We start from the raw sequence: 16,619 nt of genomic DNA on the forward strand, positions 1-16,619 counted from the left end.
ATGCTTAAATTTAGCTATTTTTTATATAAAAATCTATATAATTACGCCTTAATGTTTTGAAAAAGGATAAACAATGAAGAAAGAAATTCACCCAGAATATGTAGAGTGTAAAGTTAGTTGTGCTTGTGGAAATTCTTTTACTACTAAGTCAAATAAATCAGAAATTAAAGTTGATATTTGTTCAAGCTGCCACCCATTCTTTACAGGTAGTGAAAAAATCGTAGATGCTGCGGGTCGTGTAGAGAAATTTAAGAAAAAATACGCAATGCAATAATGTTATATTTTATTCCTACGCCCATAGGAAATTTAAACGATATTTCTTTTCATTCTTTAGAAATTTTACAAAAATGCAAGCTCTTTTTATGTGAAGATACAAGAGTTTGCAAATCTTTAATTCATCTTCTTAATGAAAAATTTAATTTAGAAATAAAGCCTGATAAATATATAGCTTTACATACTCATAATGAAAAAGATTTTTTAGCAAAAATAGATGAGGATTTTTTTAAACAAGATATTGCATATTTAAGTGATGCAGGTATGCCAGGTATTAGCGATCCGGGGCAATTTTTAATCGAATATGCTATTAAAAACAATATTGACTATGAAGTCTTAACAGGATCAAATGCTGCTTTGCTTGCATTGGTTTCAAGTGCATTTTGTAAAAAAGAATTTATTTTTATGGGTTTTTTGGCCAATAAAAATCCTCAAAGACAAAAAGATATTGAAAATTTAATGCTTAATCCTTATCCTAGTATAGTTTATGAAGCACCCACTAGAATACTTAATTTAGTAGAAGAAATTAGTAAAATTGATCCTTTAAGAGAAATTTTTATCATAAAAGAAGCAACAAAGAAATTTGAAACTAAATTTAGAGCAGAAGCTTTAGAGGTTTTGGAAAAATTAAAAACAATGGATTTACGCGGTGAATGGTGTGCAGTGGTAAATGCTAAAGAAAAGCAATTTCATCAAAATACCTTGTGTGAGCAAGATGTTTATGAGCTTGATTTATCTTTAAAGGCAAAGGCAAAACTTCTTTCGAAAATCAATGCAAAATCTCCAAAAGAAAATTATCAAAAACTGCTTTTAAGTTGAATTTGGTTATTATTTAAAAATGATAGTTTATGGTAAGCAAGTGTTTTTTTATATCTTAGAAAAGCATGAAGAAAAAATTAAAGAAATTTATTTAGCGAAAGAATGTGAAAAAGCTGATTTTTCAAAAATAACAAGGGCATCAAAAAAAATTAAAAAACTCGATTTTAAAGCCGCACAAAGCTTGGCAAGAGGTGGAAATCATCAAGGTTTTTTAATGGAAATTGATGAATTTGAATTTAGCTCTTTTGAGAGTTTAAAAGAAAAAGATTTTATAGTTATTTTATATAATATTAGCGATGTTGGAAATATAGGTGCTATCGTGCGTAGTGCTTATGCTTTAGGTGCTGATGGGGTTATTTTGGTAGCTAAAAGCGTGGCTATGGATGGAGTTATTCGTGCAAGTAGTGGAGCAGCTTTAGATATGAAAATAGTCTTAAATGATGATATTTTAAGCATGATAAATGAGTTAAAACAAAAAGGTTTTTATATCTATGCTAGTGCAAGCGGAGGTAGTGATATACATACTATCAAGGCTAAAGATAAAAAAGTTTTGATTATGGGAAGTGAAGGTTTTGGTATAGCGCCAAAGGTGCTTAAAAAATGCGATGAGTGCGTAGGTATAAAAATGCACAATGATTTTGATAGTTTAAATGTTAGTGCAGCATTTGCAATACTTTGCGATAGGATGAAAAATGGATAGTTGGAAAAAATTAGAAGATTTAAATTTGTTAGAAGTTCAAAAAAGAACACAAATAGAAATAGCTTGTCTTGAATATATCATTAAGAAAGATTTTAAGTCTTTATCCCGCTTTAATGTAAATGGCTTTATTAAAATTTTACAAAGAGAGTATGAGCTTGACTTTTCTAATTTTTTAGAAGAATATCATGCCTATTTAGAAGAAAATGGTATTGAGAAAAAAAATCATGTGCATATTTCACCTAGAATGAACTCATATACCAAAGAAAGCTCAAGTGTATGGTATATTGTGATTATAGTAGTAGTACTTTTGATAGTAGCTTTGGCCTGGGGTGTTTCAAGATTTTTTCAAAGTTCTACTTTAGATGAAAATACTACCAATGTATTAAATCAAGAGCAGGTTGTTTTAGAAGAAAAAGTTGATGAAAATGAAACACCAGTTCTTAATTTTTTTGCTGATGATGCTATGGAAAATAATGAAACAAACGCGACTATTTTAGAACCAATAAGCGAGAACAATAATACAGAAAAAACATTAGAAGATAATGCTAGCTCAAATATGCCTGAAGAAAATATCATTTTACTCAATGAAAGCATTATAAAACCAAGTGCAGAGCTTTGGCTTGGTATGGTGGATTTAAAAACTTTTAGAAAGAGCTCTTTAACTATTAAAAATGATTATGTTTTACCTTTGGATAAAGATATGTTAATTACCACAGGCCACGCTGCTTTTAGCTTAAACGATGAAAATAATAATACTTTAGAGTTTAAAAACGGTGTGTCTAAATTTTTAATGATTAAAGATGGTAAAATCAAACAAATTACAAAAGCTGAATTTATCAAAGAAAATAGAGGAAAATTATGGTAAGAATTTTTATATTTTCCATTTTTTTTACTCTTAACGCTTTTGCACTAAGTGCTTTAGAAGTTGCAAAACATATTGTTAATGATAATTCTAAAGATGCAAAATTAGAGCTCTTGTTTGCAAGGAATGATTATAAAGATGAACGCGGAAATGTAGATATTTACACTATTTCTCAAATTTTAAAAACTAATTCTTTGGCAAATTTTATATTAAATGAGCCAAAAACTCTAACTTTTAGTTTTAAAGCTCAAGCTGATTCTGTTTTATTTTTTAAAACTATTAATGATACTTTAAACGAATTAGGCTATGTGTATTTTATACCAACTGAATTAACTTTAAGGGAAAATTATATTACCTATAAGTTAGCTGTAGATTCTCAATATATGCTTGATCCAGGAGTTTTCTATAAAGCCTTGTTATCAAGCTCTGTTTTTATTAAAGATATTTCTAAAATTTCAGAATTAAATTATGAGTATGAGCTAGATTTTTCAAAAGCAAAACCTAAAGTTAATACTCAAATTCCACTAAATACCATCACTCAATTAAATAAGCCTTTAAGGGAATATATTGTTGATTTACAAGGAGCAAAAAGCATAGAGCTTAGTGCGCACAATCTTGATTCTTGGTTTTGTAAAATTCAATTTTTAGATAAAAATTTAAATTTTATTCAAGGTATAGAAAACACACACAAACAAAATGAAATTAATATAAATATCCCATTGGGTGCAAAATATGCTATCATTGGCGATATGTTTAGCCTTGATAACATAAAAAGGGGTTTAAAGATTTACTTAAGACGCTAAAAAGGATGGAAAATGTTTGAAGAAATTCATTTTAATACCATAGAAAGACTTCCAAATTATGTTTTTGCTGAAGTTAATGCGATTAAAATGGCAGCAAGAAGAGCAGGGGAGGATATAATAGATTTTTCTATGGGAAATCCTGATGGTAAAACTCCTCAACACATTATAGATAAACTTTGCGAAAGTGCAAATAAAGAAAAAACTTCTGGTTATTCTGCTTCGAGTGGAATTTATAAACTAAGACTTGCAATTTGTAATTGGTATAAAAGAAAATACGATGTTGATTTAGATCCTGAAAGTGAAGTAGTTGCAACGATGGGCTCTAAAGAAGGCTTTGTAAATTTAGCAAGAGCCGTTATTAACCCAGGAGATGTAGCTATTGTACCTACACCCGCTTACCCTATACACACTCAAGCTTTTATCATAGCAGGTGGTAATGTAGCAACTATGAATTTTGATTTTAATGAAAATTATGAATTAAATGAAAATACTTTTTTTGAAAATTTACAAAAAACACTACATGAAAGTATTCCGCGTCCAAAATATGTAGTAGTAAATTTTCCGCACAATCCTACAACAGTCACTGTGGAAAGAAGTTTTTATGAGAGATTAGTTGCAATGGCAAAAAAAGAAAGATTTTATATTATTTCTGATATTGCTTATGCAGATTTGACTTTTGGTTCTTATAAAACCCCTTCTATTTTTGAAGTAGAAGGTGCTAAAGATGTAGCGGTAGAAACTTATACACTTTCAAAGTCTTACAATATGGCAGGTTGGCGTGTAGGTTTTGTAGTGGGTAATAAACGCTTAATTGCGGCTTTGAAAAAAATCAAGTCTTGGTTTGATTATGGTATGTATACTCCTATACAAGTTGCTGCTACTATAGCTTTAGATGGAGATCAAACTTGTGTTGAAGAGATTAAGACAACTTATGCAAAAAGATTAGAAGTCTTGCTTGATTCATTTTTTCAGGCAGGATGGGAGCTGAAAAAACCTAATGCAAGTATGTTTGTTTGGGCAAAACTCCCTCAAGGTAAAGCTCACCTTGGAAGTATGGAATTTTCTAAACAGCTTTTGCAAAAAGCAAATGTAGCGGTAAGTCCTGGAGTTGGTTTTGGTGAAGCGGGTAATGAGTATGTTAGAATAGCTTTAATAGAAAATGAAAACCGCATTCGTCAAGCAGCAAGAAATATAAAAAAATATTTAAGAGAATAAAATGAAAATCGCAATTTTGGGATATGGTACGGTAGGAAGTGCTGTTGTAGAAACTTTGCTAAAAAATCAAGATTTAATCAAAGCAAGATGTGATGAAGAAATTATTCCAGTAATTGCTTTGGCAAGAAATCCAAAACCAAATGCATTAATTCCTGTGGTAAATGATATTGATGAGGTTTTAGAGCGTGAAGATATTGATGTATTTGTGGAGTTAATGGGTGGTATTGATTTACCCTTTGAGATAATTTCAAAAATTTTAAAAAGAAAAAAAGCAGTGGTAACTGCTAATAAAGCTTTGCTTGCTTATCATCGTTATGAGCTTGAAAAATTAGCACAAGATACAGCTTTTGGTTATGAGGCGAGTGTGGCGGGTGGAATTCCTATTATTAAAATTTTAAAAGAGGGCTTGAGTGCTAATAATATTGTTTCTATTAAAGGCATTTTAAATGGCACAAGCAATTATATTTTAAGTAAAATGACCGAAGATAATACCAAATTCCAAGAGGTGTTAAAAAAAGCACAAGATTTAGGATATGCTGAAGCTAATCCCACTTTTGATATAGAGGGTTTTGATGCAGCACATAAACTTTTGATTTTAGCAAATATTGCCTATGGATTAAGAGTAAAACCTGAAGATATTTTGATTGAGGGTATTAGCAAAGTAAGTAATGAGGATATTTATTTTGCAAAAGAATTTGAATATACCATAAAACACTTGGGTATTGCTAAGATTAAAGATGAAAAAATAGAATTAAGAGTTCATCCTACCATGCTTAGCAAAGATAAAATACTAGCAAAAGTTGATGGGGTAATGAATGCTATTAGTATTGATGGAGATGTATTGGGTGAAAGTTTATATTATGGCCCAGGAGCAGGTGGCAGGGCAACTGCAAGTGCTGTTATAGCTGATTTAATCGATATAGCAAGAAAAGAAAAAAATAGTGCTATTTTTGGGTATTTAAATGATACTTCTTATAAACTTTTAAGTAAAGATGAAATTTATACAAGATATTACTTAAGATTAAAGGTATTAGATAAAATAGGAGTTTTATCAAAAATCACACAATTAATGAGCGAACATCAAATTTCAATCGATACTTTCTTGCAAAAACCTAAAAAAGAAAAGCAAGATTATAGTACTTTATTTTTCATCACTCATCAAACTTATGAAAAAAATATACAAATTTTAACTCAAAAGCTTAGAGAACAAGAATTTGTAAAAGATGATGTTTTTATGATGAGAATAGAAGAGTAATGGCATTATTTGAATATCTTTTTGGTAAAAAAGGAGAAGAGTTAGCGTGTGAATTTTTAAAAACACAAGGATTTGAAATTTTAAAAAGGAATTTTTATTCTAAATTTGGAGAAATTGATATTATTGCTAAAAAAGATAAAATTTTACATTTTATTGAAGTTAAAAGCACGCAAGGTGATTATGAGGTAGAATATAGATTAGATAATAAAAAATATAATAAAATTATTAAGACTATAGAATATTACTTTATGAAACATAAAAATGATGAAAATTATCAACTAGATTTACTTTGCGTATATAAAGATGATATAAAACTTTTAGAGAACATTAGTTATTAAGGGAATGTTTATTCTATTTTAATAGAATTTGAAAAAACAAAGGAGAAAAAATGGGAAAATATATTGATTTAACTACAGAAAATTTTGCACAAGCAAAAGAAGGTGTAGCTTTAGTAGATTTTTGGGCTCCATGGTGCGGACCTTGCAGAATGCTTGCACCGGTAATTGATGAGCTTGCAAATGATTTTGATGGTAAAGCTAAAATTTGTAAAGTAAATACAGATGAGCAAGGTGATTTGGCTGCACAATTTGGTGTAAGATCTATCCCAACTATCATTTTCTTTAAAGATGGTGAAGTGGTTGATCAACTAGTTGGTGCTCAATCAAAACAAGCTTTAGCAGATAAACTAAACTCACTTTTATAATCTTAAGCCACTTTTTGTGGCTTTTCTTCATATTTTTTACTATTTAATAATTTTTATTATTTATAATTAAAGAAAAATTTGTATAATACTTATAAATAAAACTATAAGGAAAATATCATGTTAGATTTAGCTATTATAGGTGGTGGACCTGCAGGTTTGAGCGCAGGTTTATATGCTACAAGAGGTGGATTAAAAAATGTTGTAATGTTTGAAAAAGGTATGCCTGGTGGGCAGATTACTTCGAGTTCAGAGATAGAAAATTATCCTGGAGTTGCTCAAGTTTTAGATGGAATTTCTTTTATGGCTCCTTGGAATGAACAATGTATGCGTTTTGGTTTAAAACATGAGATGGTAGGTGTTGAGCAAATTAGTAAAAATTCTGATGGAAGTTTTAATATAAAATTGGAAGGCGGTAAAAACGAACAAGCAAAAGCAGTTATTGTTTGCACAGGCTCTACTCCGCGTCGTGCTGGTTTTAAAGGCGAGGATGAATTTTTTGGTAAAGGTGTGAGTACTTGTGCAACTTGCGATGGCTTTTTTTATAAAAATAAAGAAGTGGCTGTTTTAGGTGGGGGAGATACTGCTTTAGAAGAAGCTTTGTATCTAGCTAATATTTGTTCAAAAGTGTATTTAATCCACAGAAGAGATGAGTTTAGAGCAGCACCTTCAACAGTTGAAAAAGTAAAAAATAATGACAAAATAGAATTAATCACAAATGCGGTTGTTGATGAGGTTTGCGGTAATAATATGGGTGTTAATAAAATTAAAATAGCATTTAATGATGGTTCTAAAAGAGAGCTTGATGTGCCTGGAATCTTTACCTTTGTTGGATTAAATGTAAGAAATGAAATTTTAAAACAAGATAATGGTGAATTTTTATGTGCTATGGAAGAAGGTGGTCAAGTTAGTGTTGATCTTAAAATGCAAACTAACATAGCAGGGTTATTTGCAGCAGGTGATTTAAGAAAAGATGCTCCAAAACAAGTAATATGTGCAGCAGGCGATGGAGCGGTTGCAGCGCTTAGCGCTTTAGCTTATATTGAAAATTTACACTAGAATTTCTAGTGTAAATTGATTAACTTCCAATAACTCCGCCATCAATTTTACTTATTGCTATTATACTTGATCTTGGTGTTTTGCCATAAGGAAATTGACTGCCTTTTAATTTCTCTCCTGGATGTTGAATTCCAACAAACATAGTTTTATAATCTTGACTAAAAGCAATTCCTGTTATTTCGCAAGCTATTGGTCCTGTTAAAAATCTTTTTATTTCCCCTGTTTTTGGATTAGCTGCTAACATACAATTATTTCCCATGCCTTCAAATTCTTCTTGATTAGAATAGTTTCCATCAGTTTGTATCCAAAGGCGACCATCTCTATCAAAACTTAATCCATCGGGGGAATTAAATTTATTATTACTTGTAATGTTGTTTGAGCCTTTATTTAAACTTGTTTGATTATCAGGGTTTCCTGCAAGTGCAAAAATTTCCCAAGTAAATTCATCATCTTTATGAGAATTTTTATGCTCCCATTTAATTATTTGTCCGTAAATATTTTTTGTTCTTGGGTTTGCTGGATTTGGGTTATTATTTTTTTTATTGTTTGTTAAGGTAGCAAATACTTCTTTTGAGCCACTTTCTTTATGGCTTGCTATCCATTCACATCTATCCATAGGAGTTGCATTTACAATAGTTCCAGCAATTCTAGCATTGATTAACACATCTGCTTGAGAGTTAAAACCATTTTCTTTATTAAGGTTATTTTTACCATATTCTAACTCAATCCATTTTCCACTCCCTCTAAAATCTCCTATTTTTCCATTAAATTGTGCTACATATAAGGTTCCTTCATCTAAAATTTTGCTAGTATCTAGACTTTTTTTATATTTATGTTTGCTTATAAATTTATAAATAAATTCATTGGCTTCATCATCTCCCATATAAATTACAACGGTTCCATCATCTTCTACAATTAATTCTGCATTTTCGTGTTTAAATCTTCCAAGAGTTGTTCTTTTTATAGGTATGCTGTTTGGATCAAATGGATCAATTTCTACAACCCATCCAAATTTATTTGCCTCGTTTGGATTTTTACTTAAATCAAATCTTTCATCAAATTTTTCCCACCCATATTGACTTTGAGCTTTAAATCCAAATCTAAGTTGCTCTTTTGAAAATTTAATTTTTTCATCTAAACTTCCAAAAAAATCATTTATATTTTCTTCGCAAGTAAGATAAGTCCCCCAAGGTGTTTTTCCATTGGCGCAATTATTTAAAGTTCCATATATAAAATTTTCATTTTGAAGTACTTGTTGTTTTGCTGGACCACTAATGCTCATTTTTGTATTTGCATCGATTCTGCGGTTGTATTTAGAATCAAGCACCACAGACCATTGATCTTTTTCTTTTTTTATTTCAAAAATACTCACTCCTAAATTTGCTTGTTCATATAAAATATCTTCTAAGCTAAGATTTTTACCTTGATGTTTAAACATAATTTCAGGATTTATATATTCATTATTAATAGCTAGTATAGCCCTATCTTTTGAAAGAGGAAAAAAACTCATACCATCGTTATTGTCCCCAAAAGTTAATTTAGCATTTTCCACAGCTTTTTTATCGATATTTTTTTCTTCATCATAAATAGATGCTTTGCTAAAAAGAGGATCGCCCCATGAGATTAAAATATCTGCTTTGTAGCCATCTGGTACGATAACTTTATCTTCTGTGCTAGCAGGTATTTCTTTAAAATTTAGCAAATCCTTATCTTTTAATAAACTCGCATTTAAATTTGAGCTAGCAAAAAATGCTACCATAGAACCCAAAGCTGAGCCTTTCAAAAATGTTCTTCTTTTCATAAAACTCCTTTTAAAAATGTGTTATAAATTTAAAGTTTTTTGGAAACTTTTTGGAAACTTTTGCTCATGGTATGTAATATTGTATTAATTAACTTAGTGATACAATTTCTCACTGCAAATATAAAGGATAAATTTATGATATGTATAGGAATTCATGGGAGCAATGGTCGCATGGGTAAACAAATTGAAAATTGTTTACAAGATCAAAAAGATGTTAAAGCAAGTGCATTTTTTTATCAAGGATCAAGCTATGAAGAATTTTTTAACAAATGCGATGTAATAATTGATTTTTCTTCCCCGAAAGGTTGTGAGGATTTGTTGTTATACGCAAGAAGCAATCCTAAACCTTTAGTGATAGGTACTACAGGATTAGATGCTAAGCAAAATGAGTTAATGCAAAGTGCAAGCATTACTATGCCAATTCTTTATGCTACCAATATGTCTTTGGGTGTAGCTATTTTAAAAAAACTTTCATGTTTAGCAAGTGAAGCTTTAAGGGATTTTGATATAGAAATACTTGAAATGCACCACAATAAGAAAAAAGACGCTCCAAGTGGTACAGCTATGACTTTAGCACAAAATGTCGCTAAGGCTAGGAATTTAGATTTGGAAAAGGTTAGAGTAAGTGGCAGAGATGGGATTATTGGTCAAAGAAGTAAAGATGAAATCGCAGTGATGAGCTTAAGAGGTGGTGATATAGTGGGTTCTCATAGAGTTGGATTTTATAATGATGGTGAATTTATAGAATTAAATCATAGTGCTACTTCAAGAGCTACTTTTGCTATGGGGGCTATTAGATGTGCTAAATGGCTGGTTTCTCAAGAAAATGGCTTATATGATATAGACGATTGTTTAGGAATTTAAATGTGTGCGGTAGTTGGAGTAATTAATTCAAAAAATGCAAGCACGGTAGCTTATTATGCTTTATTTGCTATGCAACATCGTGGCCAAGAAGCAAGTGGAATTAGTGTAAGTGATGGTTTAAATATCAAAACTCATAAAGCTAAAGGTGAAGTAGGACAAATTTTTAATACTCAAATTTTAGCAGATTTAAAAGGTAGTATAGCTGTAGGCCATAATCGTTATTCTACCGCCGGAAATTCTTCTTTGCATGATGCACAGCCTGTTGCAGCTACTTGTTCTTTGGGTGATATTTCTTTAGTGCATAATGGAAATTTGATTAATAAAGAAGAAGTTAGAAAAGAGTTAATTGATAATGGAGCTATTTTTCATTCTAATATGGACACAGAAAATGTTGTACATTTAATAGCAAAAAGCAAAAAAGAAACTTTAAAAGATAGGTTTATAGAAAGCCTAATGCAAAGTAAGGGTGCATATTGCTTTATGTTGGCCAGTAAAAATCAACTTTTTGTGGTAAGAGATCCTTATGGGGTTAGACCTTTATCTTTGGGAAAATTAAAAGATGGTGGATATATTGTAGCGAGTGAAACTTGTGCTTTTGATTTGATAGAAGCTGAATTTATCCGCGATATAAAGCCCGGTGAAATGCTAGTTTTTACTCAAGGTAGTGATGAGTTTGAAAGCATTCAAGTTTTTGATAAAACAGATCCAAGAATTTGTGCATTTGAGTATATTTATTTTGCTAGACCTGATAGTATTATAGAAGGTAAAAGTGTATATGAAGTGCGTAAAAAAATGGGTGAAGCCTTGGCTAAAAAATTTAAAGAAAAAGTAGATTTTGTAGTGCCTGTTCCTGATAGTGGAGTAAGTGCTGCTATAGGTTTTGCGCAATATTTAAAAATTCCACTTGAAATGGCCATAGTTAGAAATCACTATGTCGGAAGAACTTTCATAGAACCAACTCAAGAAATGAGAAATTTAAAAGTAAAACTGAAATTAAATCCTATGAAGAAAGTTTTAGAAGGCAAAGATATAGTGGTGATTGATGATAGTGTAGTAAGAGGAACAACTTCTAAAAAAATCATCACACTTTTAAGACAAGCAGGTGCTAGAAAAATTCATTTGGCTATAGCTTGTCCAGAAATCAAATTTCCTGATATTTATGGTATAGACACTCCAACTTTTGAAGAGTTAATTTCAGCTAATAAGAGTATTGAAGAGGTTAGAGAATATACAGGTGCAGATAGTTTGACTTTTTTAGATATTAATGAGCTAGTTTCAAGCATAGGCAATGAAAGAAAATATTCTTTGATTAGTTTTGATGGGGATTATTTTATTAAATAATCCTTATCTGCATTTTAATTGTTTAAAAATTTTATAACTTTGAAAATGAGGTGGCAATCCCACTTCAAAAGAAAAGTCTTTGTAGGTATGACCTGATAATTGATTTGCAATGTTAATATTATACGAAACATCTCTTTGTTGTTGATTTGCTTTTTTTATGCTATCAAAATTTTGTTGATTAAAAATTTCTCCACTGATTTCATGCTTTTTATTATTATCAATAATTCTAAGTTCTAAAAAGCATTCTGAAATTTTAAAATTAGTATCGTTGGTTACTCTACCTTTTATAATAATACTTTCTGTAGCTAAGCGTCTGTAGGTTGAAAAATTACTCAAACTAGCTTTTTTTGTGTATTGATCTATAGTTAATAATAAAGAAATAGTTAAGATTGAGGCTAATATAAAACTTATTATGCAAAAAATTATCATATATTTTTTGTTTTGTATTTTTAAATAGAATAAAATCCAAGTAAGGAAAGTTGAAGCTAGCATAATAAAAATGATGAGAATATGAAAAAAAGTAAAATATCCCATTAAAAACACTTTGAATTAATTTTAATATCAAAATCTTGACCTTCATTAAAATCGGAAAATTTGGTTTTTAGATTAATAGTTTGGTCGGGACTTATTGTTTTTTCGATAGTGGTAGATTTACTTCTTAATGGTTTTAATAAATGTATTAAATTTTTAAAAGTATTATTTTCATCGCTTTTTCTAAATACTTCTACTTTTATTTTGCAAAATTTAAAACTTTTTTTAGAAGTATTTGTCAAGCTATAATCAACACTTAAAGAATTATCATATACAAAAAATTGAGCATTATCTAAGCTAGCTATTCTAGATCTAACTTTAGTATCAATTAAAAAATATCCCAAATACGCAATACTAAGTGAACATAAAATTCCTAAAAAAATTATAATAAAAGCAAAAGTAGGTTTGTTTCTAACAATCAAAGCAATAAATAAAGTGATAATGAAAAAGAATACAACTAAAGCCATTAACAAAAAATCGATCAAGTGCAAATGAGCTGTATAAAAGATCATTTGCTCTCGGATATGTTGAACATTCATTATCACTTCTTTATTTTTTAATTTGCTACTGAACTTGTTCTTTTATTATCTTTGCTATCAACCCAAATATTTGGCACAGCTCCGCCTGGTGTTAAGAAAATTTTAGCATCTTTATTGACTTTAAGTGCTTCATTAAATTGCTTTTGGGTTTCAATTTGTTTTAAATCAAGTAAAGGATTATTTAAACTTTTTGCTATTTCTCTATTTGAATATGCTTGTGCATCAGCTTCAATTTTTACCGCACTTGCTCTACCTTTAGCACTAATAATAGTTGCATTTGCCTCCCCTTCAGCTAAAGCCGCTTTTTTAAGTGCTTCTTGGTTAGCTCTTTCAACTTCATATTTAGTTCTTTCAGCTTCTTGTTTAGCAATTTGTACTCTTTCGATTTGTTCTTTTACTTTTATAGGTAAGATAATTTCTCTAAGCTGAACTGCTTGAAGCTCTGCTGGCTCATTTGGTTGGCTTTCAATAGTTTTTCTAATACCCTGATCAATTTGCACCGCTATAGTATTACGATTTGTTGGAAGCTCTTCTGCAGTGTATTGACCTACAACATTTCTTACAACATCTCTTACTACTGGATCTATGATTTTATTTTCCCAATTAAGCCCCCATGTTGCGATAGTTTGAGGAACTTGTAAAGGATTTAATCTGTATTGAACGGTTACATCAATAGATACAGGCAAGCCTCTTGAATCAAGCACTGAAATACTATTTTTATTAACAACACCTGATCCTATTTGTAAATTTTCATTTATTCCTTCGATTGAAGCATAGTTGATTTGTCTTACTCTGGTATCTACGATAGTGATTTTTTGCAGTATAGGCATAAAAAAATGAAGTCCTGGTTCAAGTGGGGTAGGGCTGTATTTACCTGTAGTGGATTTGATCCCCATTTCCCCTGAATTTACTATTGCAAAAGGTTTAAAAAGTGCAAAAACTAAAATAATTGCAATTGCACTATAAATTAATGGGGAAAATTTCCCAAAACCTTTGAAATTAAATTCTGGTGTTTTGAAGTTTAAATTTTGCTTATTGTTGTTTTGATTGTTTTTTTTATTAAAATAATCATTCAAATCAGCTGGCATTTAGTTCCTTTGTTAAATATAAGTTAGCATAGAAGCGTATTTTTCATTGCGTCCATAAACTATATCAAAATACGCATTTTGAAGCTTTGTCGTTAGCTCACCTCTTTTTCCATCTCCTATAATTCTTGCATCAATATTATTTATCGGAGTTATTTCTGCTGCAGTTCCTGTGAAAAATGCTTCATCAGCTACATAAACTTCATCTCTTGAAATTCTTTGACGCACTACACTTATGCCCAAATCATGTGCAATTTTTAAAACAGTATCTTGAGTGATACTTTTTAATGAAAAATCATTTGGCGGTGTGATTAGCTTATTATCTTTAATCATAAAAAAACACTCACCTGTTCCTTCTGCTACAAAACCTTCTTCATCGAGCATTAAGGCTTCCTCATATCCTGCTTCTATAGCTTCATATTTAGCCATTTGAGAATTTAAATAATTTGCACTTGCTTTTGCTTTACCTAAGCTAGATTTTACACTATTTCTAGCAAAAGAAGAAATTTTAACCTTAATACCTTTTTCTAAGCCTTCTTCACCTAAATAAGCACCCCATTCCCAAGCAGCAATAGCTACCCTAACAGGAGCTTTAGCATGATAAACTCCCATAGTACCATCACCTAAAAAGATTAATGGTCGCAAATAGGTGTTATTTTGAAAATCATTTGCTCTTAAAAGTTCAACTTGTGCATTTTCAAGTTCTTCTTGAGAAAAAGGAGAATTAATTAAAGTAATTTTTGCAGACTCTAAAAGTCTTTTGGTGTGTTCTTTTAATCTAAAAATTGCTAAACCATTTTGTGTTTTATAAGCTCTTGTTCCTTCAAAAACTGCATTTGCATAATGTAATGAATGTGTTAAAACATGAATTTTTGCATCATCAAAATCAATGATTTTTCCATCCATCCAAATTTTTTTTGCCCTAATCATAACTAAGCCTTTTTGTTGAAAATAAAACTAATTTTATCAAAAATATACTAATAATTACTAGAATATAGTAAAATTATTATATTTGAAACAAGGAAAAATCATGCCAATTATAAATATCAAATTAGCTAAACCAGAATTTAGCAAAACACAAAAAGAAGAGCTAATAGCAGATATTACAGAACTTTTACATACAAAATACAACAAGCCAAAGCAAAATATAGTGATTATGTTAGAAGATATTGAGCCATATAATATTGCTTTTGGTGGCGAAAGTGTAGAAAAATTAAGATTGAAAGATAAAAAATGAAAGAATTGCAAATTGGTGATAAAGCTCCTGTGTTTGAACTTTTAAATCAAGATGGAGTTAAAATTTCTTTAAGTGATTTCTTGGGTAAAAAAATTATTTTGTATTTTTATCCAAAAGATAACACCCCAGGTTGTACCACACAAGCTTGTGAATTTAGTCAAAGTTATGAGGATTTTTTAGAGCAAAATGCTGTGATTATAGGTATTAGTCCAGATAGTGTTAAATCGCATGAAAATTTCATAAAAAAATATGATTTAAAACACACTTTATTAAGCGATAGTGAAAAAGAAATTTGTAAACTTTATGGTGCTTGGGGTTTAAAGAAAAATTATGGTAAAGAGTATGAGGGGCTTATAAGATCTACTTTTGTGATTGATGAAAATGGAAAAATCTCAAAAATTTATAAAAATGTAAAAGCTAAAGATCATGCTTTTAAGGTATTAAAAGAATTATGCTAGTGCATATTTGCTGTAGTGTGGATAGTCATTATTTTATACAAGAATTAAGCAAAACTTATCCTGATGAGAAAATTATAGGTTTTTTTTATGATCCAAATATTCATCCTTATAGTGAGCATGAACTTAGATTTTTAGATGTTAAGCGTAGTTGTGATAAATTGGGTGTTAAGCTTTATAAAGGTGAATATGAGTATGAAAAATGGCTTGAGAGTGTAAAGGGTTATGAAGACGAGCCTGAAAAAGGTGCAAGATGTCAAATTTGTTTTGATTTTAGAATGCATAAAAGTGTTGAATTTGCTCAAAAAATTGGTGAAAAAAAACTTACAACAACCCTTTTAACATCCCCTAAAAAAGACTTAGAGCAGCTAAAATTAGCTTTACAAAAAGAATGCGATAAATTTGGTATAGAGTTTTTGGCACCTGATTTTAGAAAAAATGGAGGCACGCAAAGACAATTTGCCTTAGCTAAGCAAGATATGCTTTATCATCAAAATTATTGTGGGTGTATTTATGCACTTTCTAAACAAAAAGGCCAAAAAGCTTTTATAGATGAGCTTATGAGTCCTGTAAATAAACAAATATTACCTTCAAGCATAGAAGAAAAGATAAAATTTTACAATCAAGTAAAAAAATTAGAAAAAAAGGGTGTTAAATTTGAAATTCAAAGAGAGAAATTTTTAAATTATCGCTTACTAAGAGCTTTGATAAAAGAAAACAAAAAAGCCATAAAAACTCATGTTTTATTTTATTCTCATTTTAAAAATTCTTACACTAAATTTAGTATTTTAGAAGAGGATTTAAAGTACTATAAAAGTGCAAAGGATGAGATTAATTTATGGAGTTTTGATTATTTAAATAGTTTGTGCAAAATGCGATTTAAAAATTTTGAAGATTTTTTACAAAATCCTTTAAAAATAGAGCAAGAAATCAAAATAAGGCAAAAGCATTTTGGTGCTTATGATCTTTCGCCGGTGGTTATTGTTGAAAATATTATTAAAGGCGCTTATGAATTTATAGCAAAAAGTGAAATTTATTTTGATAGTAAAGAAAAGATTGTGAAGTTATAAAACTTAACTA

20 protein-coding genes are annotated in these 16,619 nt (G+C 29.8%); 15 read left to right on the forward strand and 5 right to left on the reverse strand.

Annotated elements, in window-relative coordinates; all coding sequences use genetic code 11:
- Window positions 1–73 precede the first annotated feature (73 nt).
- The 10 genes from rpmE to trxB all read left to right on the forward strand — a co-directional run bounded on the left by rpmE (window position 74) and on the right by trxB (window position 7,686).
- Window positions 74–274 (forward strand): 50S ribosomal protein L31, encoded by a 201-nt coding sequence (rpmE, locus tag L8V85_RS05365; protein ID WP_039664588.1) that lies wholly within the window; start codon window positions 74–76, stop codon window positions 272–274.
- Window positions 274–1,092 (forward strand): 16S rRNA (cytidine(1402)-2'-O)-methyltransferase, encoded by an 819-nt coding sequence (rsmI, locus tag L8V85_RS05370; protein ID WP_263665502.1) that lies wholly within the window; start codon window positions 274–276, stop codon window positions 1,090–1,092. Before rpmE ends, rsmI begins: the two co-directional genes overlap by 1 nt.
- 19 nt (window positions 1,093–1,111) lie before the next feature.
- Window positions 1,112–1,792 (forward strand): 23S rRNA (guanosine(2251)-2'-O)-methyltransferase RlmB, encoded by a 681-nt coding sequence (rlmB, locus tag L8V85_RS05375; protein ID WP_133319494.1) that lies wholly within the window; start codon window positions 1,112–1,114, stop codon window positions 1,790–1,792.
- Window positions 1,785–2,657, forward strand: coding sequence for a hypothetical protein (locus tag L8V85_RS05380; protein ID WP_263671210.1), 873 nt, complete (start codon window positions 1,785–1,787; stop codon window positions 2,655–2,657). Before rlmB ends, L8V85_RS05380 begins: the two co-directional genes overlap by 8 nt.
- Window positions 2,651–3,457: a hypothetical protein gene (locus L8V85_RS05385; protein ID WP_263737618.1), complete on the forward strand. Its 807-nt coding sequence runs from the start codon at window positions 2,651–2,653 to the stop codon at window positions 3,455–3,457. Before L8V85_RS05380 ends, L8V85_RS05385 begins: the two co-directional genes overlap by 7 nt.
- A gap of 12 nt (window positions 3,458–3,469) precedes the next feature.
- Entirely contained in the window at window positions 3,470–4,672 is a 1,203-nt protein-coding gene (locus tag L8V85_RS05390; RefSeq protein WP_263737619.1) for an LL-diaminopimelate aminotransferase, read from the forward strand.
- A 1-nt stretch (window position 4,673) separates the two neighbouring features.
- On the forward strand, window positions 4,674–5,927 hold the full coding sequence (locus L8V85_RS05395) for a homoserine dehydrogenase (protein ID WP_133319498.1): 1,254 nt from the start codon (window positions 4,674–4,676) through the stop codon (window positions 5,925–5,927).
- Window positions 5,927–6,265, forward strand: a complete 339-nt coding sequence (locus L8V85_RS05400; protein ID WP_133319499.1) for a YraN family protein — start codon at window positions 5,927–5,929, stop codon at window positions 6,263–6,265. The genes L8V85_RS05395 and L8V85_RS05400 overlap by 1 nt, the downstream gene beginning before the upstream one ends.
- A 50-nt stretch (window positions 6,266–6,315) precedes the next feature.
- A complete protein-coding gene (gene trxA / locus L8V85_RS05405) occupies window positions 6,316–6,630 on the forward strand; it encodes a thioredoxin (protein WP_039619298.1) in 315 nt (104 codons plus the stop codon).
- A 117-nt stretch (window positions 6,631–6,747) separates the two neighbouring features.
- Entirely contained in the window at window positions 6,748–7,686 is a 939-nt protein-coding gene (gene trxB / locus L8V85_RS05410; protein WP_263670063.1) for a thioredoxin-disulfide reductase, read from the forward strand.
- A gap of 19 nt (window positions 7,687–7,705) precedes the next feature.
- Here the strand turns inward: trxB and L8V85_RS05415 are convergent, their stop codons facing one another.
- Window positions 7,706–9,487, reverse strand: a complete 1,782-nt coding sequence (locus L8V85_RS05415; RefSeq protein WP_263737620.1) for a PhoX family protein — start codon at window positions 9,485–9,487, stop codon at window positions 7,706–7,708.
- A gap of 135 nt (window positions 9,488–9,622) precedes the next feature.
- Here L8V85_RS05415 and dapB point away from each other — a divergent pair, with 135 nt between their 5' ends.
- Together dapB and purF are read left to right on the forward strand one after the other, a co-directional pair.
- Window positions 9,623–10,351 carry a 4-hydroxy-tetrahydrodipicolinate reductase gene (dapB, locus tag L8V85_RS05420; RefSeq protein WP_263661500.1) on the forward strand — a complete coding sequence of 243 codons (729 nt, stop codon included), beginning with the start codon at window positions 9,623–9,625 and terminating at the stop codon, window positions 10,349–10,351.
- Window positions 10,352–11,692, forward strand: a complete 1,341-nt coding sequence (purF, locus tag L8V85_RS05425; RefSeq protein ID WP_133319503.1) for an amidophosphoribosyltransferase — start codon at window positions 10,352–10,354, stop codon at window positions 11,690–11,692.
- Between the two features lie 3 nt (window positions 11,693–11,695).
- Here purF and L8V85_RS05430 read toward each other — a convergent pair whose 3' ends face one another.
- The 4 genes from L8V85_RS05430 to ilvE are packed head-to-tail and all read right to left on the reverse strand — an operon-like array spanning window position 11,696 to window position 14,777.
- Window positions 11,696–12,226 (reverse strand): DUF2393 family protein, encoded by a 531-nt coding sequence (locus L8V85_RS05430; protein WP_220566554.1) that lies wholly within the window; start codon window positions 12,224–12,226, stop codon window positions 11,696–11,698.
- Window positions 12,226–12,762: a DUF2393 domain-containing protein gene (locus L8V85_RS05435; RefSeq protein WP_263737621.1), complete on the reverse strand. Its 537-nt coding sequence runs from the start codon at window positions 12,760–12,762 to the stop codon at window positions 12,226–12,228. Before L8V85_RS05435 ends, L8V85_RS05430 begins: the two co-directional genes overlap by 1 nt.
- A gap of 17 nt (window positions 12,763–12,779) precedes the next feature.
- Window positions 12,780–13,850, reverse strand: coding sequence for a prohibitin family protein (locus L8V85_RS05440; RefSeq protein WP_133319506.1), 1,071 nt, complete (start codon window positions 13,848–13,850; stop codon window positions 12,780–12,782).
- A gap of 12 nt (window positions 13,851–13,862) precedes the next feature.
- Window positions 13,863–14,777, reverse strand: coding sequence for a branched-chain-amino-acid transaminase (gene ilvE / locus L8V85_RS05445; RefSeq protein WP_133319507.1), 915 nt, complete (start codon window positions 14,775–14,777; stop codon window positions 13,863–13,865).
- A gap of 100 nt (window positions 14,778–14,877) precedes the next feature.
- Between ilvE and L8V85_RS05450 the strand changes: the two genes are divergently transcribed.
- From L8V85_RS05450 to L8V85_RS05460, 3 genes are read left to right on the forward strand one after another with little or no spacing between them, the layout of a single operon-like run.
- Window positions 14,878–15,084: a tautomerase family protein gene (locus L8V85_RS05450; protein WP_133319508.1), complete on the forward strand. Its 207-nt coding sequence runs from the start codon at window positions 14,878–14,880 to the stop codon at window positions 15,082–15,084.
- A complete protein-coding gene (bcp, locus tag L8V85_RS05455) occupies window positions 15,081–15,542 on the forward strand; it encodes a thioredoxin-dependent thiol peroxidase (protein ID WP_263659520.1) in 462 nt (153 codons plus the stop codon). Before L8V85_RS05450 ends, bcp begins: the two co-directional genes overlap by 4 nt.
- The gene (locus tag L8V85_RS05460; RefSeq protein ID WP_263737622.1) at window positions 15,536–16,609 is read left to right on the forward strand and encodes an epoxyqueuosine reductase QueH; all 1,074 of its coding nucleotides are present in this window, start codon (window positions 15,536–15,538) and stop codon (window positions 16,607–16,609) included. Before bcp ends, L8V85_RS05460 begins: the two co-directional genes overlap by 7 nt.
- The last annotated feature ends 10 nt before the right edge of the window (window positions 16,610–16,619 follow it).

The sequence above is a fragment of the Campylobacter sp. IFREMER_LSEM_CL2090 genome, from assembly GCF_025771865.1.
Classification (GTDB): domain Bacteria; phylum Campylobacterota; class Campylobacteria; order Campylobacterales; family Campylobacteraceae; genus Campylobacter_D; species Campylobacter_D lari_D.